Source organism: Treponema sp. R80B11-R83G3 (genome assembly GCF_054786115.1).
Window position 1 is genome coordinate 1 of the sequence record NZ_BDHF01000040.1, and the last position, 21962, is coordinate 21962.

The window sequence follows — 21962 nt, forward strand, 5'->3', positions numbered from 1 at the left end:
GTATAGGATGCGTAATATGGACAAGCGGGAGAAATTTGAATACTGGCAGGACATTGCTCGCTATGATCTTGAAACTGCTAATGCTATGTTTTCAACCGGGCGTTGGCTTTATGTTGTTTTTATGTGCCAACAGGCGATTGAAAAATTGTGCAAAGGTTTGTATTTGCTTTTCATTGATGACAATGTTCCATGGATTCATGATATTAATTCATTAATTACAAAATTTGCAGACAAATTGCCTGAAGCCGTAGATGACAGTAAACGGCTGTTGTTTGCAAAACTAAGCGCGTTTTATCTTAATAACCGGTATCCTGAATATAAAGAACGGTTAAGTACTTCTCTGAATAGGGAAGACAGAGCATCTTAAATCAAGCGAAGGAGGCATTCGCATGGCTAGAGACATTGAAACCGTAACCGCGATTGTTCGGCAATACATTGCCGATGTACAAAAAGCAATGCCCATTGACAAGGTGTATTTGTATGGTTCATACGCCAAGGGGGCACAGAGAGAAAACAGCGATGTTGACATTTGTTTTTTTTCACAAGCCTTTGAGAGCAGGCGCACTCTGGATATTCTTACCGAGCTTTTCTATCTTAAAATAAAGTACGACAAAGATTTACTCATTGAACCAAACGCGTTTCCGCTGTCTGAACTTGATAATGACAATCCCTTTGTAAATGAAGTGCTGCGAACAGGCACAGAAATTTATTCACGCTGACAGGAGGCACCCCTCTTCCCCCCTTCGTGATCTTCGTGAGATATTCTTGCGAGTAAACCTTCATAGACAAAACCCGCCAAAAAGCGTAAAATAACTACAATGGGCTAAAATGCCGCTTATACAACTTTAAGTGGCGGGACAGTTTTATGAATAAACTTTTTAATTTATTTTATTTGAATCCGGCAAGACGCGGTTTTGCGCGGCTTGTAATTTTATCATTGTTGATATGCTTGTCCATTCCCTGTTGGGCGCAGTCACAGTATTTTACGGGGGACGGCGGAAAGGGAAAGAGCATTACTATCCTGCCGCCAAGGGGTTCCGGCCTTGCGAAAGATCAGGCGTACCTGCCCGACCTTGTGGCGAATGAGCTTGTGAGCAACTTCCGCAGTTTTTCAGCCATGACTTTATTTGACAGGGTAAGCAACCAGAAACAATACGATGAACTTTTGTCTGGCATCTATTCTGACAATGACAAAGCGGGGCTTGACCTCGGCCATCTTGCCTCCACCGAATATATGCTGGTGGGGAACATAACCAAAACCACCACCGGCTATGTGCTCCAGTTGACGGTGAACAAGAACAGCGATAAAACGACCGCCGCCGTGTATTCGGGAACAGTTTCCATTGCGGAACTGGACAACCTTGTCGGCGTGAGGCGGGCTTCGCTTGACCTGCTCCCCAAAATGTGCGTGTCGCTTACCGCGCAGGCGCGGACGGAACTGACCAAAGCGCCGTCAACCGATCAGGGAAACGCGCTTGTCAACATGGCGCAGGGGATTATCGCCCAGCGGCAGGGAACAGAAGTGACTGCGCTCAGCTACTATATGCAAGCCGCCAGCTTTGACCCCGCCCTGCTGGAAGCGGCAAGCAGATCTTCCGTGCTGACCGCCAATATTTCAAGCGGGAACATCGGCAACGACACCCGCAACGACATTCAGTGGTGCAAGGACTGGACGGCGCGGCTCGCGGAAACTGAAACATTTTTCGCCAATTACGTTAAGGAAGGCCAGCCGTACTACCTTGCCTATTCAACTGACATCCAGTGGGGGACGATAGATTATCAGAAGGAGACCCGTGCCGCGTCTTTGAAGATGGGCCTGTACCCTGACCCCGCGTGGATGAATCCTATTAATGAAATAATCAGAGCGGTAAAAACCGGCTTGCAAGCGACCAAACGGGCTGAGGCATGGGGGCTTAACTGGCCGGCGAAAGCGGTAAGCGTTTCTTCGCCTTTTACCAATAAGACCGCAAATTACAATGTTGTAGTAGAAATCATCAACGACATGGGGGCGAGCATAGGCAGGCAGACTGTTGCCATCCCTTACGGTTTTGAGATGAGGAATGACGCAATAACGTCATTAAAGCAATGGGAGGGAACCGTATCCTTCCCGGCGATAAACGCCAATTCGATTACCGACAAGCTCACCATAAAAATAACCAGCATTGACGGGCTTTCTGCGGAAAACGCGGCAAAGCAAAAGAAGATAAGCATAATGACGCTGGCGCAGTACAACAAAATGCTCAGCGACATAGCCGCCGCTCAAAAAGCGGAAGCGGTGCGTAAAGAGGCCGCGCAAAAGTTGGAAAACTCCTTCAAGGTTACAGGGAACGCCATAACCGGCTATACAGGGGATCAAAAAGTTATTGCGATACCCGCTGTTATTAAAGGGGTAACTATTACCTCCATCGGAGAAAAGGCGTTTGAGAAAAAAGGTTTGACAGGCGTTACCATTCCTAACAGCGTTACCTCCATCGGGGATTGGGCGTTTTACAGCAACCAACTGACCAGCGTTATCATCCCCGACAGCGTTACCTCAATCGGCGCTGGTGCGTTTTCTGACAACCCACTGACTAGCGTTACCATAAGTTCAAATGTTACGATTGGGAAAAATGCTTTTTCTACATATAATAAATCAAAAAAGAAGTCTGAAAGCACGGGGTTAGCAGAATTCTACGCGAAGAACGGCAAGAAGGCGGGAGTTTACACCCGCAAGAACGAGAGTAGCACCAACTGGAGTTATAAGGCGCAATAGGGGGATTAAAAATGATGCCTAATTCCCGCTTGTTTCATTATGCCATTGGCGACATGGCGGATGCGTATTTCCAAGCTACAATCGCTTGAGCTTCCATTCTGAAAAGCAGATGGATATTTGAGTGTGGTTTTCCGTTTAATTCAAGAAGTTCAGGAGTTGCCGTTTTGACTCGTTTAATAAGAGTATCAAGTGAATCGGATTCGAGGGCGATGGGTATATCGTCATTGAGGGCATACCATTTGGCAGCTTCATCATCCCAATCTAATGAAACGGTGTATTCGTTCATATTTACATTATATCTTATATTAGCAAAGGTGACAAGGCGGGAACTTGCTCTCTTACATTGCGAACGCCTGTTCCAGCGTTATATTCAGATCAGGAAAGATACCTACCGGAACCTTATCGGCGCTTTTGTAGGTATGAAAAATCGCGCCTTCCTGAAATCGGTACACAGTAACCCCGTTGTTTTCGGGGTCTACAATCCAGTATTCCCGAATCCCCGCGTCCTGGTATAATTTGAGTTTTCGTTCCATTTCGATTGCCGTATTTGAGGGGGATAAAATTTCAATGACAAGATCGGGGGCTCCCCGGCAGCCTTCGTACCCGCGTTTCTTTTCATCGCAGATAACGGTTATGTCCGGCTGTACAACGGTATCATCGCTTCCATCTTCCTTATAGAAAAGCCGCACGTCAAAAGGAGCGGGATACACCCTGCATGGTTTTCCCCTTAAATAAGCATGGAACTGGCTCGACAACTCCATAAGAATTTCCTGATGCCGCGTGTTCGGCGCGGCCATGGCGTAGGCATCGCCGTAGATAACCTCATAACGCTCACCCTCGGCAAGCTCCCATTCCTTGTAATCCGCGTAGGTAAAACTAGCTTTTTCTTTCGGTAACGCTCCCATGATTCCTCCAGCCCGGATCATAGTACCAGTTTTCTGGTAAAAAGAAAAGACGTAAGCAGGAACATACGCCTGCGGTGGTAAGAAGTTGACCTTTGCTTTTCAGGAGATATTTTATACAGAAGGACGGTTCTTTAGCTCGTATTCCTTCTTTTCTATCTGCTCTTTGATTTGGGCTAGTTCGTCCAAAATAGTTCTGTACTCTACGGCTTCGCGGTCGATTGTTGTTTGATTTTTGTCTGTAAACGCGATGTAGGCTTCGTTTCCCAGACGGCTTAACAGTTTTTGGGCCTGGTTTTCGAGCTGTTTAATATCCCACATCAATAAACCCCTTTCGCCCAAATCCTGCGCTTTTGCGCCGGCTTTAATGGCAAATTCCTTTGACGCGCTCCAACCTTGTTCCAGCAGGTCTTTCATTCTTTCGCTAAATGTCATTTTTGTCTCCTCGTTTTCGTTTAATTCCCAGAATCGTCAGGTCATCGTACTGTTCATCTTCCCTAATATGAGTATAATACATATACGCGGGATTTTCAGGGTATTCCCGCGTGTTTGCACAATAACGTCTATATTGAAGAAAATGTTTTTTTAGGAATTCATCCACTTTTTTATCTACCAATACGCGGGAATCTTCCTCGGCATCGGCAGGTTTATAGCACCTGAACATTTTTTCTACCGAAACCATCGCCATTATTACATCTTCTACCCTGCCTTCACAAGCGGTAAAATCAAATTGCAAATCGCCCGGATCTTCGGGGTTGTGGTACTTATGCAGCGTATAAATTTGCCGCGCCATTACCGCGTTGATAATCGCCTCTACGCGCTCAGGGGACAATTCTTCATCAGCTTGACCGCAAAGATGATTCTCGTGAGGCGTATTGACAGGACCTTCCGCGCATACTATTTCCTTAAATCCGCTGTTTCGGAATTTTCTTTTTGACTCTTCAATACCGTCGGTGTATAGCAGCAGTATGTCGCCTTTTTCTATTTGAATAGTTTGAACTTTGTAACCGCCTGAAGATTCAATCATAGAGTTGGGCAATACGCCTGTGGCGGGAGATTGCGGAAGGGTAATAATTTTCATTTTACCTTCCCTCGCGCTATAAAGATGTATGATGTTGTCGCCCGCATTGCAAAAACGGACTGTCCCGGTTACTGAATCAAATAAACAGAGGGAAAAAGCGGCAAAACGCCCTTTGAAAGCAAGCGCTTCTATGAAGTCATTGATCTGGTATACTACTTCTTCAATATGCATTCCCTTTTCATTCGGTTTCCACTGTTTAAAATAGTTAAGAAACATTGTCGCCACTTGAATCATAATAAGCGCCGCCGGGATTCCCTTTCCGGCTACGTCGCACTTGATGATGGCGTAGTAACGCCCGTCAAGGTCTTGGTAATCAAAGTAGTCGCCAGATACGCCTTTTGCGCCTTCATAGTAACCGAAGAAAGTTAAATTTTGCGCGTTTTTAAATCCGCTGCTTTGCTTGTTTCCCTGACTGTCCATTTCCAGGGGAATAAATTTTTTCTGTATTTCCTTGCCTATTGAAAGATCGGACGCGGCAAGCGCAGCTTTTACAAGACCGTGAGTCATGTCATTTATTGTATTGCCAAGAATTGCAATCTCGTCATTACTGGAAATATTTATGTCTTTTCCGGCAAGTTTTGCCTTGTCTTCCGTATCGCGGATTATTTCAATATGCTTTACCAGAGTGATAATTGGTTTGATAATCAAACCGGAGAAAATAAATGCCCCGCTGATACCGGTTAACAAAACTATAAACGCGACAATTCCTATTGTAAAAAAGAGCGTCCTCTGTCCTCGGTTAATTTCATTGATAATTGAATCTAAAGAAACTTCCAGCCTGATCAGTCCACGGAAAAAATTGTTATCCGCCATTTGGCGGTACATTATCGGTTTGTAGAAAATATATTTTCTGTCCCCTGATTTGCTGATGCTATTTAAGGAAAATTCCGGATATGAGCCTATTTTCCCCGTAATACCCGTAAGTATGTCATTTAACTGTATATTTAGCGCGTTAATCGTCACTTGAATATCATCGCGCATTCTCTCTCCTTCAGCGTCAGTACGCAGCGCAAGGGAAAGGAATTGATCGGTTATTGTCGTAATGCTCTGCGAAAGATTTCCCGCCGCTTCCTGGGCGCGGCGGTTAAGTTCTTCGCTCATCTCGGCGTAGAATGGGCTAAGCGCGTCGTCGGTTAAGCGCGTAACGCCGGGACGTAATTCCGCCGTGTCAGTCTTTGAATTAATGTCAGGATCGTTTGTAGCCCAAACATGATCCGTGTATATCGAGTTGATTCCGTAACCTGTGATGGTAACGTATTTCGCTTCTGAAATTGCTACGGAGTTTGAGGGAAGGTACATTAATTCCAGCGCTCCGCGCTCGCCGTGTGATTGAATCGCCAGTGGCAGGTACGATCTTGCGCTTGAAGCAAGCCCTTCAAGCAGAACGCTGGAACGATCCCATAAACTTTTAAGCAGCGTTTCCCGCTGGGTTTTGGTCATAATGATATACATTGGCGTAGAAATCATTATGATAACAAGGAGGATAAGTCCCGTTGTAAAAGACGCGAGTTTAAACCGCAATCCCCTTCCCCTTTTTTGCAGTTGCGTCGTTTTTTGTTTCTTTTCTATTGGCATAAGATCTCCTGTAATGATCGCGAGCGCTTCCTGCCTGACCGCCGCGCTCTCTGAAATGACTCCGGCTATGCCCCGGATTGTCGCAAATAATCCAAGCGCGCAGAGAATGGCGAGTAACACTGCGAGCGCCATGATTGGGTTAAATGTTATCCATCCCCTACGCTGTATTTTCCATGAAGGTTTCCATTCTTTTGAATAATCGCCGAACTTAACCGTACCTGTTCTGGCGACGGGAATAAACGAATCCGCCGTGTACCATCCTCTTGCGGAGTGGTAGAGTTTTAACCTGTAGCGGCCTTCATCCATGTTCTCAAAAGTCAATCCGGCTATTTCCCTGTCCGATAAAATGTTAAAACTGCCCGCCGGCAAATCAGGACTATTTTCCCGCTGTAAAACCACCGACGTTATGCGCCCGTCTGAAGAAAAACCCCTGCCTATTATTCTGATTGAAAGTACTCCCTGTTCATTCTGTTGAGCGTCAATAAAGCTTACGCTTGTGTAGGGAATAAATTTATTGGTTTTAAAAACTATATTGGACGGCAGCCCTATGTTGCCCGCCTTATCAATAGCCGACACTGAAAATGCCCATATGCCATTATCCTGATTTGAATAACTTACCGATGTGTTTGTTCCCATGATTCCCGAAGGCGGCTGATTAACAGCGGCTTCTGCGTTTGCGCCTAAAAATTGAAGGTTCCACGTATAGCCCGCAATATACGGGTCTGAAGACGGTTCCCATGACAAATTAAAATTATTGGATAAAAGATAGCCATCGTCGTCTAACGGCGGGTCAATGATTTTTATCTCAGGGGGCGGAGTACTTTTTTTGTTGTAAGTTATTTTTGCGGACTGCGACCAGTTGCCGGCATAGTCATTGGAGCGGACGCTGAAATACCATTCTCCGTCATTTACCGCGTTATTTTCCATATTCAGATTTGACGTGTTGCCGGTATTATATATCATTACCTTATCGGGCGGCATTTCGTTTGGATCCTGACTCCAACTCCATGAAAATCCCAAAATACCGGATGTATCTTGCGGAATATTCCATGTAACACGGGCTTTTTCGGAGCGACTTACATTTGACGGCGTAAAGTTTACCGCAGTTATCCTTGGGCTTGCAACTGAGCGATCCGGAGCAAGAATGTAGATACGTCCAATATCCCGCGCCGTAGTCTGCCAAAAGATATACGCGCCGTCTTTACCAACCGCAGGTCTTGCAAAAGACGCTTCTGTTGAAACGTCCGACAGCGTATAATTCTGCCAGCCGAAATCTCCGCGTTGAGCCAGAATAATTCTGTTGTTTCCGTTGCGGTTGTCAAACCAGACTACGGTAGGAGCGTTATTATAAATAAAACCGATTGGATTATTGCAGTACGCTTCCGAACTGTTTACCCGTTCAACGCGGCCTGTGATATTCACGTTTGAATTAATTACCGCGCCGTATATTTGAGGCGTTCTGCCCGACAACCGACGTTCCCAAACCAAAAGCAAGTTATCCCCGTATTTTGAAAGATGAGAACGCTGGTTGTCAAAATTATCAGCGTTTGTTTGTCCCTGTATTACAGGATCGTTGAATGTGGTAAAGCGTTTTGCCTCCGTCCACGTTTTCCCCGCGTCTTCGCTGGTTTTATAATACAATTGGTATGTCGATATTGATTCTGTCCCAATGGCAAGCGATTGATAGAACACTATGTCTTTATGGCCTATGTTTGAATGTGCCGGAAGAAAATTAAGCGAAAGGGCGTTTTCCTGAGTAAAAAATTCAAAGGGTGACCAGTTAATTCCGTTGTCTGAGCGGGAATAGCAAATGGAAAGGGATTGTCCTTGCCCCCTTGTAATAAAAAGCAGATACCCGCCGTCTGCGCGGACGTACAGGCGCGGAGCTACGGAATTTTCAGCGCCCAGATTCACAATATGTTTTGAAAAACTCAAACCCCTGTCCTGTGAAATAAGTATCTCCGCCTGAGCGTTTCCCGAAGCTGCGGCGATTAAGATTCTTCCCCTGTTGTCAATTGCCATGCTTATAATCGACGGTTCCGTGCCTAAATAGGCGTAGGGGCCGCCGACTGTTCCCCTTTGTACCCAATCTTTTCCCGGTTCTTTAACAGCCAAAAAGATATTTATAAAACCGCCCGAAGTAACGCTCGCGTCTCTGTTAGGCGTCACTTCCTGCCACGCTATTACGGAAAAATCATTCGAATATGCGCTAACAGGAAACTTTCCGGGCCGGGGCGAAAAGGGTTCCTCTTCTTCCCAGAAAAATTCCTGCGCCGAAAGAGCGAATACGGCGGCTGCCGCGAGAAGCGTAAATAACAGTAATTTGCAAAACCGCGTCATAATACCGATTGTATCCTTCGCTGTAATTCTACAAGTTTTGTTATATTGCGGTTTTTGGGGTTTTGCATAAGACGCTCCACAAGCGAAAGCGCCACAAGGCTGTTGCCCAAATTCAATTCGCGTAACGCCCGCTGGTAATCGGCTTCGTCTTCACTTGAAAGAACAATGCCTCCCGGAACGCTCATCCGGCTTAACAGCCTGTCTCTTACCTGCGTCGCTTCAGTATTCTGCGGATTCAAAACTATGGCCTCGTTCAACTGCGTAAGGGCGACTTCGTACTGCGCCGCAGCGTTACTTTCAAAAATGCGTCTTGCGGACGCAGTCAGTTCCCTTGAACGCGCGATATTCGCGGGGTTTGGCGGCGGCGGACGGTATCCCATGTCTATTTCAGCCTGAGTTAAGATAGCCTTTAAATTCGGATAACGCGGATTTATTTCCGCCAGGTTTTGAATATCTGCAAACGCTTCTATGGAACGCCGCTTTGTTCCCGCAATGGCGTTTCTCATGCGCTGTTCAAAAGACGCGTTAAATGCAGTCGGGTCCAGGAATTGTTCTATCCTAAGCTCAAGAATACCCGCTTCCTGATTAACGGGGAATATCAGCCTGACCTGTCTTGTCAACTGCCGCGCTTCGTCAAATTTTGCGACTCCCAACGCGCGCTGACCGGAGTTTATATAACGCGCTCCTTCGTCAAAATTTCTTTGCGCCTGGCTTAAAAGCTGGCTCATCTCCGCATAAAGCGGCGCCGTCTGCGGGATTACGCGATCCGAGCTTGCCGACATAGCGGTTCGGATAATGCCCAGCCAGTAATTAATTTCTTCGTTGTCGTCTGGGTTCGTTATGCGCCAGCGGTTTCTTGCCCTTGTTAAAATATCTTCCGCCTGCTGGAAATTGCCGTTAAAGTAAACAGTACGCGCGTTGTTTAACAAATTACGCACTTCAGCGATTATCGCCTCATTTTCAGAAATGGCAATCTGCTGGCCAAGGTTGACTAATTGCGCATCACGCATTTGCCGCAAAGACGCCGATTCCTGTATTTCAAGAGAATCGCTGAATCTGTCGGAAGCCTTTTGAATCCTTTCGCGGGCAAGGTCATAATTTTGTCTTTGATAGGCGGTCTGCGCTTCCCTAAAAAGCCGTTCTCCCTCTTGTCTGAACGCCTCAGCCTGAGTTGATCTGCTGCGGGCAGTTCCCGCCAATGTAAGGCCTTGCGCGCGGAGACTTTCCAATTCATTTACCGCAGTCTGATATTTTTGGCGCGTGTTTGTTATTTCCGTATCGCTTGAAACACTTGACGGTTCGTTTTTAAATTGCCCTAAAATAACATTCCCGTTTTGCAAATCAGCGGATAACGCGGAAAGCATCGCGTTAAGTTCCGTCAGCGCTTCGGCAGGATAGCGTAATACCGTAACAACGCCGTTGAAACCCGTGCGGCTCTCGCCTTTAAGGAAATTATCGCCTGTTTCCAGTTCTTTTTTTCTTGCCGCCAAGCTGTCTTGCAGGCTGTTATACGCTATACTGTAATACCTTTGAGCCGACAGGCGTTCTTCTATAAGCAATTGGGAATAAAAGGCATTTACGGCAGTCAGGGTATTTGTAATGTATGAAACATTGCTATACGCGCTTATTTCCGTATTTATTTGATTGGCGCTTGTTCTAATACCGTTAATAGCGGTTTGCATTCCCATGATTGCGTTTCTTGTCTGTTGTTCGGCATTTAACGCCGCAGTCGCGTTAATTGTACCTTCACGAAAGCGGCTCAGGGAAGAACTATCGATATTCATGCGCAAACCGGTATTTGCAGTCTGCAAGAGAACATTGTTTGCTTCACCTAACGCTTTTATTTCAAGATACGGCAGAATGTCTTCACGCAGAATATTGTTTCCGTAGAGCGTGACCGTCTGCGGTCTTGCGCCGCCAAAAAGCAACCTGTGCCTGTCAAAAAACAGCGGGGAAATATTTACATAATCAGATGACTTGTCCAGAGAAGAAATGGCGGCGGCATAATTTCCGCCGTTAAATGCCGTAAGCGCAGAAGAATTTACTTTTTGAAGAAATTGCGTAATTGCCGCGTTGACAGGCTCGATTGAATTTTTCCAGTAAACGTCAAAAACGCCTAACATCCCTTCCTGTTTGTTTTCTTCAGCCCGTCCGTTAATGCTTATTCTGATAAATGAAATATGGTTGCGGTCAACAATTTCAGGCTCTCTTGCCCGTATTACGTTAAGAATTCCGGCAAAGACGGCATCGGCGGCGTACAATTCCTGTTTTAACGCGATAAACCCGTCCGCAGAAGAGGCAAGCCTGTCCGCCGTTTCGCTGATTCCCACAACGCCGCCTGAGTTTATAACGCGGATCATTTCGGCGGAAATTGCCCCCATCTGCGAGCTTGTCTGTTGAAAAGAAGCGAGTATCGAATTAACTCTTTCTGTTTGAGCTATGGCTTCATTTTCAATATCCGCCCCGTAACCTGCCGCGAAAAATTCATCGCGCATAAAATCCATGCCTTCAGCGTAAACCTGAATGGCTGCCGCACAATCGCCCTTGTCCAGTAATTCTCTGCCTCTTTCCATAATGCTTGCCAATCTGTTTCTGTTTACGTTAAACTGCGCTATTTCCTGAGTCCTTGACACAAAGTTTTCGAGGATAGGATTCTTATCGCTTTCCAGCGAATAAAGCCTGTTTGTCAATTCAAGAATTTTTTCCGCATTTTGAGGATCATTTAAAATGGTATTTATCAATTCATCCGCAGACCGGTTAAAATCATCCTGTAATTGGTAAATTTTACGCATACGTTTCTGCGCCAAATCAAGTTTGTCGGGGTTTCGTCTCGCGAAAGCGCTTAATATCGATATAGCTTCATCATATTTTTTGTTTTTTATCAGGGCATCTGCTTTGGATAAATCGGCATCCTGCATACCGCCGCCAAAAAGCGGAGTTATGGCAGCACACTGCAAAAAAATCGCGAAAATACTGATAATAACCGTTAAGCGGACAGGTTTAGTCATTGTCAATTATATACTATATTATATTATCGTATTTTTCCTAATAATCCTTCGCATATACTATTTTTTTTGATTTTTTCCGATTATATTATATAGTAATATCTTTAAAATTATAGTTTTTGATGTTCTTTAATGCGCTGTAAAACGGCACGGAACCATGGAATGACCAAATTAAAAATGACGGCTGTTTTTGCCGTTTTTCAGTTTTTTTTTCCTCATTTACCCACATGGTCTGCCGACGCTCAGGATACTTACGGTAATATAACTGATTATCTAAACGGCATCTACGGAATTGATGATAACGCGGGATTAACCGCTTTTCCTGTTTTAAATATTCCGATGGGTGGACGCTCCGAAGGCATGGCCGGCGCGTTTTCCGCAATTTCAGATGACGTTTCTTTTCTTGAGTTTAACCCCGCAGGCTCTTCAACGCTGGAAAAATCCGAGTTGGCGTTCTTTCACAATAACTGGATAGCCGATGTAAAAATCGAAGGCATTGCCTATGCCTCGCGCATTAAAAACTTTGGTTTTGCCGCAGGGGCAAAATGGCTGTACACGCCATTTACCGAGTACAATTTTTACGGTGACAGGGTTTCCAACGGTTATTATTCTGAGGGCGTGGCCGTTTTGAACGCTTCCTATAATTTTTTCTCCGGGTATTATTTTTCAGGGCTGTCTTTGGGAGTGAACGTGAAGGGCGCTTTCCGTTCAATGCCCGACTACACAGATGATGATGACAATATAATTAAAGGATCGGGACTATCTCAGTCCGCAGTGATGGTTATGGCGGATATAGGCCTGCTTACAAGATTCAATTTGTTAAAGGGATACGCTTCAAGGGATAAAAACGCGTCCATTGCCGTAGTTATCCGCAACCTTGGTCCGCCCGCTCTTGACGAGCCTCTGCCAACGGTGCTTAACGCCGCATTTTCGTATAAGCCTATCCGTCCCCTTACACTTGCTTTTGATTTTTTGCTTCCGGTTAATTTGACGGATTTTTCTCTTTCTGAATCGCCTTACGGGGCGTTAGGTGTTTCTGTCAATGTTACAAACTTTTTATCAATGCGCGCGGGCGTTATGGTAAAACCCGGAAGCAGCCGTATCACAGTAGGCAGCGCCATTAACATGAACAAAATTTCTTTTGACATAAACTATACTCTTGATTTGCTTACTCAATTACAGCCCCTTAACAGGATCAGCCTTGCGGTGCGTTTTGATTTAGGAGACGGAGGCAGAAGGCAGGTATCCGACAAAGTAGACGAACTGTATCTTTTGGGTTTGGACGCGTATTCACAGGGAAATCTTGAAGACGCAAAACTGTGCTGGGAAGAGGCTCTAAAGCTTAATCCCAAATACGAACCTGCGCGGGAAAGTCTTGATATGCTTGAAACCCGCGAAGATTTAAAGCAGAGGATAGAAGATCTTTATAAGTTGGAATTTTAGCAGGTTCGAAAAGATTTTTTTCATATTTCAAGTTCCTGCTTTTCATTAAAATTTATATTTTCTCTTGAAAATCATTCTGGTAAATCCGGAATCGCCAATACCTAGAACAAATGAAGGCTCGTAATATATCAAGAGTAATGTATCTTTATTTTTATTTATTAAAAATTTTCCTCTTGAATCTGACGCAAAATAATCAGCCGCCAATTCCGTACTTTCAACTAAAATAGAATATTGATCAAATGAAATGGAATCGTCATCTATTTCATCTTTAATCATTTTCCATAAAATTTCTTTTGTAAATCCCAATTCTTTTACACCTTTAATGTTTTCTAAATCTGTTAAAAAATCCGTAAAATCAAATTTTATAACACTTGAAACAAATGCGTCTCTCTTTCTGTAACTGAATATTATGCCAATATTTAAATTGGTTTCAAATACCGAATTAATAAAATCACTTTTTACATGGGATACCGCGCTTCCCTCCCATACGCCTTCAAGTTGATCATAAGTATCTAGGTCTGTCCAATTTTCTTCCGCCTGTGAATATAAACTACTATTTATACAAAAAAGAAAAATAAGGAATACCGCATATTTTACAATTTTTTTCATAAATACCCGCCTTTATGGTACATCATATAAGGGATGTGATCAAGGTGGTAAAATTCTTATTAGCCTAGAAGATGTATGCCAAATAAAATACTTTAGTACAGGTCAATCTGGCGTTGCCCTGTACTCAAAAAATCCTTTGGGCATACATCGTTCTAATATCACTCCACTTTAAACTTTGAAACCTCACGCAACAAATCGTTAATAGCTTCGCGGTTCTTTTGGGTCATATCATTGACGTTATTTACGGCCAGGTTAATCTGCTCCGCTCCGGTAGCCATCTCGTTCATGCCGCCTGTTATTTCCTGCGTTACCCTTTCAAGGTTTTGGCTTTCCTTCAGTACTTCCTGACTGCCGTCAAGCATTTCTTCGCTGCCGCCCTTCACCTGCACGGTTATTTCTTTCAAACCGCCCGTGCTTTGCAGAAGCTGCTTGCTCCCCTCTTCTTGTTCTTCCATCGCGTTGCGGATGTTTTCTTCCTGCTGGGAAACGGTCTTAACGCCAGTGTCAATCGCCTCGAACCTTTTAAGAACGTTATCCGTGGAGCCGGTTATCTTGTCAATGGAGTCTTTTATCTTCTTTAAAACAACGCCTATGGTCTTTGACTGCTCGCTGGAACTCTCCGCCAGTTTGCGGATTTCATCGGCGACTACGGCAAACCCCTTGCCCGCCTCGCCAGCGTGCGCGGCTTCAATCGCCGCGTTCATCGACAGCAGGTTGGTCTGGCTGGCGATGTTTTCCATTACCGCGTTAATTTCCAAAAGCCCCTCCGACTCGCGGGATATTTCCTGAATGTCCGTCGCAACTTCCTGCAATCCGGAGCGTCCTACTTCCGAGGCCTCCTTTAACGTGTTTACATTAGCCGCATTGTTGATTAGCGTGCCGGTGACGGAATTGATATTCGCCACCATTTCCTCTACGGCGGATGACGACTGGGAAATGTTTTGGCTCTGTTTTTCCACTTGGGTGTTGAGTTTGTTGATGTTGGCGATAACCTGCTCCATTGTCGCGTTTGTTTCGGTCACGCTGGCGCTCTGGTTAATCACGCGCCCTTTGATGCTCTGGATGTTGGAGGTAATCTCGTTGATTGCCGCCGCGGTCTCGGTCATGTTGCTGGACAGGGCGGTGCCTATGTCCGACAAAGCGCCGGCCTGCTTTTTAATGAGAAGCACAAGGTTTTTGATTTTTTGAATTGTCTTGTTAAAGTAGTCGGCAAGGTCGCCTACCTCGTCTTTGGAGCCGACCGGGATGGTACGCGTCAGATCGCCCTCGCCTTCGGAGATGTCCTTCAGGGTGTCGGCCACCTTTACGATTGGCGCGGTAGTGTTGCTCAGGACAAGGTAGATGATTACAACCGCCGCCACAAGGGCTATCGCCGCCAAAATAATGACAAACGTTCTAAGCGCGTTCACTTCCCTCATGATGTAAGTTTCCGTTGAACCGACCATTACAGACCATGTCGTCGGGGAAACCCCTATCGGAATATTGGCAATCGCCATTACCATGTTTGTTTTCAGTTCCGGGTCGTAAGCCATGCCTTGCCATTCTTTCGCGTTTTTAATGGCCGTTTTGACGTCGTTTAAGTATTGGTCGTACTGCGTTTCCTCGTCAATTTTCCTTCCTATAAATTCAGGCAGGTAATTCGCCAAAATAGACCCGGTGTCGTTGTAAATGACCATGGAGGTAACTTCTTCAAAATCTTTCATGGTCTGCTCTATTCTGGGCTGTATTATGGCGATGTCCAACTGGCAGCCCACTACTCCGACTACGTCGTTTATGCGCTTGTTCAAAATAGGGACTTGGATTCTGACGGCGAAAGTCTTCTTTCCGTTATTTGTAAAATCGGTTATGTCCGACATAAAGACCGTCATTTTGTTGGGCCCGTTCATGTGGTCCATCATATCTTGAACCATGGTGGCGTTAATGGCCTTTATGCTCCCGTCTTCCCTTGAAAGAACATAAGCGAACTGCCCTGTGGGAGTCGCGCCGAGCGCGCCTACATTACGCGCTCATTGCCGTCAAGGGCGTTCGGCTTCCAAACGGTGAACATTCTGACAAAATCGGGCATATCCTCAAAAACGGACTGCAGCGTGTCTTCATACGTTTTGCGCCGTGTATCTATGGCTATGTTTTCGTAGAAATTCATTATGTTCGATAACGTTTGCAGCACCTCTATATAGCCGCCTATCCTGCCGTCCCAATACTGCGCCCGCTGCCGCGCCAGATACATGGTTTTCTGCTTGGCGAGAGCCATGGTTATCTCGCTTGACTTCACCAGCTCAATTATGGCAATGCCGCCCGCTACTATCGCCACAATGGCGATCATCATTATGCTCAGTTTGACTTTAATTTTCATTTTTCCCCCCTTTCCTTTTAATATAAAATTTGTTTACTTCCCACTTTATTTAGTTTATTACTTTTTATGTTTCTGTCAAGTAGATGTTATTGCTTTTTAATTTACAAGTAAAACCTTTATTAATTTGTGAATGGAATCCGGCATTGTACCTTAATCAATTCCTATTGCTATGGATAACGCTTGCCACAATTCGATAAGCTTTTCTTCGGAAAGGTTTCCCACATAATCGGTTAATCGTGTTTTTAAAATACTGATAAGTTCATCGCATCGTATCGCGCTTGGGTGCTTTAGTCCTTCTTCAATGCCAACTCGAACCTGAGTGCTAAGACCTTCATAATTGGTGTACACCGGCGCACAAATAAGAGTAGAATAGGCGCTGTCGATAAGTTCTTGCCTTGAAACAATGACATACACCCTTTGTTTTTTAGCGTCTGTTTTTGAACCAAGAGAAACTCGATAAAGTTCTCCACGTTTCATATTACAGCCTGAAATTTTAAGTTTTCTTCAGCTTCTTTGTTAAATCGTTTTGCGTTGGCATTTATTATTTCAATATCTTGCCGTCTGCGTTCATGTTTTTTTAGTTCATTGATGTAATAGGCAAGGGCAGTTTCAATGAATTGAGAAATATTCATGTCCTTGTTGAACAAGGCAAGTTCCTTCAACAAAGAATTAGAAAGCGAAACAGATTTTTTTACCTTTGTTATCATGCTACTAAAATACTACTTTTTTACTTCAAAGTCAAATTTTTTCCCATCCATGCATTTACCGCAATCAAGACATTTTCCTGATCCCCTGGATTGAGTTTCAAACATATAAAAAAACAATTGACTATATATCAAAATAATGATATGTTTTTTTAAGCAATTTATTTGGAGGAATATCAATGCCGGCAATACGGAAAAGCGCTGATTTACGGAATAATTATAGCGAAATATCAGAATTTTGTCATAATTATAGAGAACCTATATTTATTACAAAAAACGGTCAAGGCGATCTAGCTGTAATGGGCATTGAAGCGTATGAAGAAATGAATGGCAGACTTGAATTATATCAAAAAATTCTTATAGGCTTAAGTCAAATAAAAAACGGAGAAACAATTCCAGAAGAAAAAATGATAAAAAAAATTAAAAAATATGCATGTTTATAATGTATAATTTAATATTTTCAAAAATAATAGATGAAGATATTGACTCATGCTATTTTTATATAAAAGACAAATTGGAGGCGCCAATGGCTGCTGAAAATTTAATGAAAGAATTATATGAAAAAATAAATCAAATAGAAGAAAATCCTTATTCCAGACCATTAGTACACGATAAATTATTAGCATCTTTAGGAATAAGATCGATAAAAGTAAAAAATTATCTGTTATTTTATAGTATTGAAGAAGAGAATAAAAATATTAATGTTATTACTTTTATGTATAGTAAAAGAGATTGGGTAAATATAGTAAAAGAAATACCTTTTGACGAAATTATATAAAAACCCTGTTTTATTTCAATGTCAAATTTTTTCCCACCCAGGCATTTACCGCAATCAAGACATTTTCCTGATCCCCGGAACTTAGTTTCCGGTACATAGCCACCAGTTTTCTCTCAATATCATTTAACCCTTCCGGCTCAATTCCCGTCACAAGATACTCCGCCGATGTCTCAAGAAGTTTCGCTATTTCAACTCCTTCTTTGATGTTTGGATAAGTTTTCCGTGTCATCCATTTTCTGAATGTGCTTAAAGGAACGCCTATTTTACCGGAAATCCATTCCTGAGTCGTATTTTTTGCCTTTATTTCGTTTTTAAGCCTTATCCAGAAATCCATGCCTTAATTTTAACTAAAAAAGAGAGCAAAAACGGCATATTTGCTATTGACATAATACCATAATTGGATACTATTATTTTATGGGTAAGAATATTTGGAATTTTTTGCTTGATTGGTAAGCAATTTTGGGTATTCAAGAATCATGAATTCAAATGGCGAGAAAGACCACAAAGGCAATCCCGATGGATGCTCATCTAATGGAGAATGAAAATGTTTTTGGAAAAAAATAAAAATTATATACGAATTGTTTTAATGGTGTGTTTTGTCGCAATTGCGGCCGCTCCGGTTGCATCTCAAACTCAATCATGGACAGGCAATGGTGGAAAAGGAATCAGGCTCACTGTGCTTGAACCTGTCGGAAGAGGGCTTTCCGAAAATGAAGCATGGATGCTTTCATTGGTGCAAGGATCAATGACAAGTGACTTTAATCGGTACTCGGCGATGACCATCATTGATAGGCAAAACCTCGAAAAAATTATTGCGGAGCAAAACCAATCGCGTTCCGGGAATTATTCAGAAGCCGATTATGTAAAAATAGGGCATCTTACCAATGCCAGTTTAATTCTTACCGGTTCTATAACCAAAACCACTAATGCCTTTATGCTTGAATTTGCGGTAACGGATGTTGAATCCGGTGAAAGGCGTGCCTCATATTCGCCAAAGTCGGTAACACCGGCATCTCTTGAAAATTTATCAGCAGTTAAAGAAGCAACGGCAGATTTGCTTGCCCAATTGGGGGTGACTTTAACTGATCGTGGACTTACAGAACTCAAGAAACCTCTTGCTGTACAACAAGTACAAGCGGAAACTGCGCTTGCGCAAGGTGTTGTCGCCCAACGGCAGGGAACTGAATTAGAAGCGCTTTCTTTTTTCATTCAGGCTGCCAGCAGCAATCCCAATCTCGCGGAAGCGGCAAGCCGCTTAAATACGCTTACTACCAGTATTGCAAGCGGAAACATCGGCGTGAACGTGCGCAGTGATATTCAATTGAGGAATCTGTGGATTGAACGGCTGGAAGAGACCGAAACTTTTTATGCAAACTCTCTCAAAGAAAGACCGTATTTTCTTGTTTATTCCACGAATATCAGTCCGCTTGAATACAGCGGAAAAAATGTCTCCCTCTCGCTTGAATCAATAGCGGTATATCCCGATCTTTCATGGACTAGTTCGGCAGATCAAGTTGTACAAACTGTACGAAAGGGGCTTCAGGCTACCGAAAGAGCCACCGCTTGGGGGTTAGCGAACTGGCCTGTTCAAAGCGTCACCTCGCCCAGCCCTTTTGCAACAAGTTTCCCCGGCTTCTGGATAGAAGTGGAAGTGCTCAACTCTAAAGGAAGCAGCATTGATGCAAAAGAATCAGTCTGGTTGCCGGCAGGTATGGAAGTTACACTCCAACAAAACGGGACTACCACAGCCAAACCTATAGGCGGCATTAGAGGAGTAGTTTTTCCTACAGTTGATAGTAATGCTGTTACCGAGCATTTAGGCATCAGGATTAATAGCATTGACGGCGTTCCCGCAGATACAGTTATGAGACAGGGACGCATACGCATTATGAATAACACAGAATTTTCCCGTTCTCCTTATGCGAGTATGGTTAGAGGCTTGCGGCCTGGTACTGCCACCGAAGAATGGATTTATTTTAGCTGGCAAAGTTTAACAGGCGCTTCTTCCTGGCGCGCTGGAAATCATCACATAGCTGTTATAAATCGTGGTGTTACTAATATTGACAATGCGGCATATCAAGGGCAGGGAATCTCCCATGTGATTATTCCGAATACTGTAACGTCCATTGGAGATAGGGCATTTCAAAATAACCGATTAACCAGTTTAATACTACCTAATAGCGTTAAAACCATTGGAAATAGCGCATTTAGTAACAATCAATTGACCAGTGTAATTATCCCAAATAGCGTAACTTCTATTAGAGATTATGCATTTAGTAACAATCAATTGATTAACTTAACTATCCCAAATGGAGTTACTTTTATTGGGGATTATGCATTTAGTAACAACCGAATAACTAGTGTAATTATACCGAATAGTGTTACTACACTTAATGTGTATATTAATTATAATAATTATTGTACACAATTTAATGATAATCCTTTGGAAAGCGTAACAATTGGTCCAAATGTCGATGTTTATAATGGGGATGGGAGGAGTAATGGTAGATGGCTGGATTTTCGAAATAGATATAAAAGCAATAATCGCATGGCTGGGACTTATACACTTGAAGGAAATACATGGGCGTATAAGCCATAACGATTAAGAAGGAATGTGCTGTAAAAAATATCGTATGTGGCAAACGGCGTTTAACAAGAATTAATATTCCCCATTACTCAAACAACAACACGCCAATTTTACTAATAACTTCATCAATTTTTTCAGATGTAATTTTTGTAATAAATTCTATCTCTCTTGTTTTCCAATCAAGGCTTTTAATTTGGTCTGACAAAACAGCACCGTCAATTTTTTCATTATCAACTTTTACTTCAAATGGATAATTTTTTATTTTGCTTGTTATAGGGCAAAAAAGTCCTAATCCTACTTTTTCATTATATTCCTTTGGAGAAATAACTAACGCTGGCCTTTTCCCTTTTTGTTCATGGCCGGATTGAGGATCGAAATTTAACCAAACAATATCCCCGCGTTCAGGGGAATATTTTTTCTTTACCATATCTCTTTTCCAACAGGACCGCCTGTCTCAATTTCTCTATGAATATTTTGTTCATTAATGTTACTTAACATTTCAGATAGTTTGTTTTTTTGAATAGGTTTAATAATTATCACTTTTCCTTTGTCATTAATATCAACATAAGAGCCGTCTTTTAACGCTAATTCCCGGACAATATGACTGGGTATCCTGATTCCCAAACTGTTTCCCCATTTTTTTACTACAGCTTCCATAAATTACTCCAATAAGTAAAGTATATACCATGTTTATACATTTATCAAAGCTTTTTTGACGCTTTTTTCAATTAATATGCTATACTCCTAATAGGAGAAAACAATGGCAGAAATACTAAATATCGAAACAAAGAAAAAATTGATAGAAGCGAACTGGCGCATGGAAGATTTGAACGAGACACCTTTTATCATCGAAGTTGGTCCTATGCACATGGGAACAAAAAAATACTACAATAACCCTGATGCGGAAATTGAATGGGCGGAAGATCTCGCCAAAAAGCGGGAAGGCGTTTACGATTACGGTTTCCCCAACATTAAGCCCAATCAGGGAATCAACATTGTGGCGGGCGCGTTTGGCTGCAAATGCAAAGTCAACGACGAAGCCGACCCCTGGGTTGACTGCATTATCCGTGAGGAAAATGTCGATGACGTTTTTAAACTGAAAATTCCCGACCCCGTAAACAATCCCTACTTTGAACAGGCTTGGAAACACGTTGAGGCGTTGCAAAGCAAATCGAAAATTCCGCTGAGGGTCGTCAATGTTCCCTCCCCGCTTGTTACGGCGTCTCTTATTTGGGAATATACCTCGTTCATAGAAGCAACGCTTGTCTACCCTGACGAAGTTCACGCGCTTATGGATAAAATCACGGAAGCGACTATCGGCTATATTAAAGAAATGTTTAAACGGATAACAAATCTCTACGGAGTGAGCCACGAGTTTTGGTATGTGCCAAAAGAGATGGGTATCCGCGTGAGCGATGATACCGCCGCGCTTCTTTCACCTAACCTGTATCGCGAATTTGGAGTAAAGTACAACGCGATGATAGCGAAAGAATTTAACGGTATCGTAGTACATTCCTGCGGCGACGTGTCCAATGTCGCGGAAGCGATGATGGAAATCCCCGGACTGCGCGGCCTTGATTTCACTATCCCGCAAGTGCAGAATTGGGAAAAAGTCCGAGACGCAGTATCGGGAAAAACTCCCCTCTGTCTGCGTCATTTTTACTGGGATCATCTTGATGACGGGCTTTCAAGCGTAGAAGATTTAGCAGCCTACTCAAAAAAACTGATTGACTTTTTCGGACGCAAGGGCGTATTCATTCAAACATCAACAAAAACCCCCGAAGAAGCCGTTGCTCTAGGCGAAAAAATGCACAAATTGATGTCGGTGTAAAT

21 protein-coding genes are annotated in these 21962 nt (G+C 43.4%); 8 read left to right on the forward strand and 13 right to left on the reverse strand.

All coding sequences use genetic code 11. The features are described 5' to 3' along the window. From ACYVRH_RS07110 to ACYVRH_RS07120, 3 genes are all read left to right on the forward strand, one after another. On the forward strand, positions 1 to 367 hold a 367-nt coding region (locus ACYVRH_RS07110), incomplete at its 5' end, for a HEPN domain-containing protein (protein ID WP_461256236.1). A 22-nt stretch (positions 368 to 389) separates the two neighbouring features. Next, positions 390 to 719, forward strand: coding sequence for a nucleotidyltransferase domain-containing protein (locus ACYVRH_RS07115; protein ID WP_461256237.1), 330 nt, complete (start codon positions 390 to 392; stop codon positions 717 to 719). A gap of 146 nt (positions 720 to 865) precedes the next feature. Then, complete coding sequence (locus ACYVRH_RS07120) at positions 866 to 2752, forward strand: leucine-rich repeat domain-containing protein (RefSeq protein ID WP_461256238.1); 1887 nt, start codon at positions 866 to 868, stop codon at positions 2750 to 2752. A 37-nt stretch (positions 2753 to 2789) separates the two neighbouring features. Here ACYVRH_RS07120 and ACYVRH_RS07125 read toward each other — a convergent pair whose 3' ends face one another. The 5 genes from ACYVRH_RS07125 to ACYVRH_RS07145 form a co-directional block, all read right to left on the reverse strand. Beyond that, on the reverse strand, positions 2790 to 3038 hold the full coding sequence (locus ACYVRH_RS07125; protein WP_461256239.1) for a DUF1902 domain-containing protein: 249 nt from the start codon (positions 3036 to 3038) through the stop codon (positions 2790 to 2792). A gap of 52 nt (positions 3039 to 3090) precedes the next feature. Beyond that, positions 3091 to 3657 carry a Uma2 family endonuclease gene (locus ACYVRH_RS07130; RefSeq protein ID WP_461256240.1) on the reverse strand — a complete coding sequence of 189 codons (567 nt, stop codon included), beginning with the start codon at positions 3655 to 3657 and terminating at the stop codon, positions 3091 to 3093. A 111-nt stretch (positions 3658 to 3768) separates the two neighbouring features. Beyond that, the gene (locus ACYVRH_RS07135) at positions 3769 to 4089 is read right to left on the reverse strand and encodes a hypothetical protein (protein ID WP_461256241.1); all 321 of its coding nucleotides are present in this window, start codon (positions 4087 to 4089) and stop codon (positions 3769 to 3771) included. Next, complete coding sequence (locus ACYVRH_RS07140) at positions 4079 to 8650, reverse strand: SpoIIE family protein phosphatase (protein WP_461256242.1); 4572 nt, start codon at positions 8648 to 8650, stop codon at positions 4079 to 4081. Before ACYVRH_RS07140 ends, ACYVRH_RS07135 begins: the two co-directional genes overlap by 11 nt. Continuing rightward, positions 8647 to 11658: a hypothetical protein gene (locus ACYVRH_RS07145; protein WP_461256243.1), complete on the reverse strand. Its 3012-nt coding sequence runs from the start codon at positions 11656 to 11658 to the stop codon at positions 8647 to 8649. Before ACYVRH_RS07145 ends, ACYVRH_RS07140 begins: the two co-directional genes overlap by 4 nt. A 159-nt stretch (positions 11659 to 11817) precedes the next feature. Here ACYVRH_RS07145 and ACYVRH_RS07150 point away from each other — a divergent pair, with 159 nt between their 5' ends. After that, positions 11818 to 13098 carry a UPF0164 family protein gene (locus ACYVRH_RS07150; protein WP_461256244.1) on the forward strand — a complete coding sequence of 427 codons (1281 nt, stop codon included), beginning with the start codon at positions 11818 to 11820 and terminating at the stop codon, positions 13096 to 13098. A gap of 45 nt (positions 13099 to 13143) precedes the next feature. On the opposite strand, the gene ACYVRH_RS07155 is transcribed toward ACYVRH_RS07150, so the two are convergent. From ACYVRH_RS07155 to ACYVRH_RS07175, 5 genes are all read right to left on the reverse strand, one after another. Continuing rightward, complete coding sequence (locus ACYVRH_RS07155) at positions 13144 to 13707, reverse strand: hypothetical protein (protein ID WP_461256245.1); 564 nt, start codon at positions 13705 to 13707, stop codon at positions 13144 to 13146. A gap of 158 nt (positions 13708 to 13865) precedes the next feature. Next, positions 13866 to 15593 carry a methyl-accepting chemotaxis protein gene (locus ACYVRH_RS07160; protein WP_461256246.1) on the reverse strand — a complete coding sequence of 576 codons (1728 nt, stop codon included), beginning with the start codon at positions 15591 to 15593 and terminating at the stop codon, positions 13866 to 13868. A 107-nt stretch (positions 15594 to 15700) separates the two neighbouring features. Beyond that, complete coding sequence (locus ACYVRH_RS07165; RefSeq protein ID WP_461256247.1) at positions 15701 to 16060, reverse strand: hypothetical protein; 360 nt, start codon at positions 16058 to 16060, stop codon at positions 15701 to 15703. A gap of 150 nt (positions 16061 to 16210) precedes the next feature. Beyond that, entirely contained in the window at positions 16211 to 16537 is a 327-nt protein-coding gene (locus tag ACYVRH_RS07170) for a type II toxin-antitoxin system PemK/MazF family toxin (protein ID WP_461256248.1), read from the reverse strand. Then, positions 16534 to 16767 carry a hypothetical protein gene (locus ACYVRH_RS07175; RefSeq protein ID WP_461256249.1) on the reverse strand — a complete coding sequence of 78 codons (234 nt, stop codon included), beginning with the start codon at positions 16765 to 16767 and terminating at the stop codon, positions 16534 to 16536. Before ACYVRH_RS07175 ends, ACYVRH_RS07170 begins: the two co-directional genes overlap by 4 nt. 176 nt (positions 16768 to 16943) lie before the next feature. Between ACYVRH_RS07175 and ACYVRH_RS07180 the strand changes: the two genes are divergently transcribed. Beyond that, complete coding sequence (locus ACYVRH_RS07180; protein WP_461256250.1) at positions 16944 to 17207, forward strand: type II toxin-antitoxin system prevent-host-death family antitoxin; 264 nt, start codon at positions 16944 to 16946, stop codon at positions 17205 to 17207. Continuing rightward, entirely contained in the window at positions 17207 to 17542 is a 336-nt protein-coding gene (locus ACYVRH_RS07185; protein WP_461256251.1) for a type II toxin-antitoxin system RelE/ParE family toxin, read from the forward strand. The genes ACYVRH_RS07180 and ACYVRH_RS07185 overlap by 1 nt, the downstream gene beginning before the upstream one ends. 10 nt (positions 17543 to 17552) lie before the next feature. On the opposite strand, the gene ACYVRH_RS07190 is transcribed toward ACYVRH_RS07185, so the two are convergent. Then, on the reverse strand, positions 17553 to 17876 hold the full coding sequence (locus ACYVRH_RS07190; RefSeq protein ID WP_461256252.1) for a helix-turn-helix domain-containing protein: 324 nt from the start codon (positions 17874 to 17876) through the stop codon (positions 17553 to 17555). 210 nt (positions 17877 to 18086) lie between these two features. On the opposite strand from ACYVRH_RS07190, the gene ACYVRH_RS07195 reads away from it, so the two are divergent. After that, on the forward strand, positions 18087 to 20141 hold the full coding sequence (locus ACYVRH_RS07195; RefSeq protein WP_461256253.1) for a leucine-rich repeat domain-containing protein: 2055 nt from the start codon (positions 18087 to 18089) through the stop codon (positions 20139 to 20141). A gap of 73 nt (positions 20142 to 20214) precedes the next feature. On the opposite strand, the gene mazF is transcribed toward ACYVRH_RS07195, so the two are convergent. After that, positions 20215 to 20556: an endoribonuclease MazF gene (mazF, locus tag ACYVRH_RS07200; RefSeq protein WP_461256254.1), complete on the reverse strand. Its 342-nt coding sequence runs from the start codon at positions 20554 to 20556 to the stop codon at positions 20215 to 20217. Beyond that, complete coding sequence (locus tag ACYVRH_RS07205) at positions 20550 to 20786, reverse strand: AbrB/MazE/SpoVT family DNA-binding domain-containing protein (protein ID WP_461256255.1); 237 nt, start codon at positions 20784 to 20786, stop codon at positions 20550 to 20552. The genes mazF and ACYVRH_RS07205 overlap by 7 nt, the downstream gene beginning before the upstream one ends. 103 nt (positions 20787 to 20889) lie before the next feature. Between ACYVRH_RS07205 and ACYVRH_RS07210 the strand changes: the two genes are divergently transcribed. After that, positions 20890 to 21960 carry a uroporphyrinogen decarboxylase family protein gene (locus ACYVRH_RS07210; RefSeq protein ID WP_461256256.1) on the forward strand — a complete coding sequence of 357 codons (1071 nt, stop codon included), beginning with the start codon at positions 20890 to 20892 and terminating at the stop codon, positions 21958 to 21960. Positions 21961 to 21962: the final 2 nt, after the last annotated feature.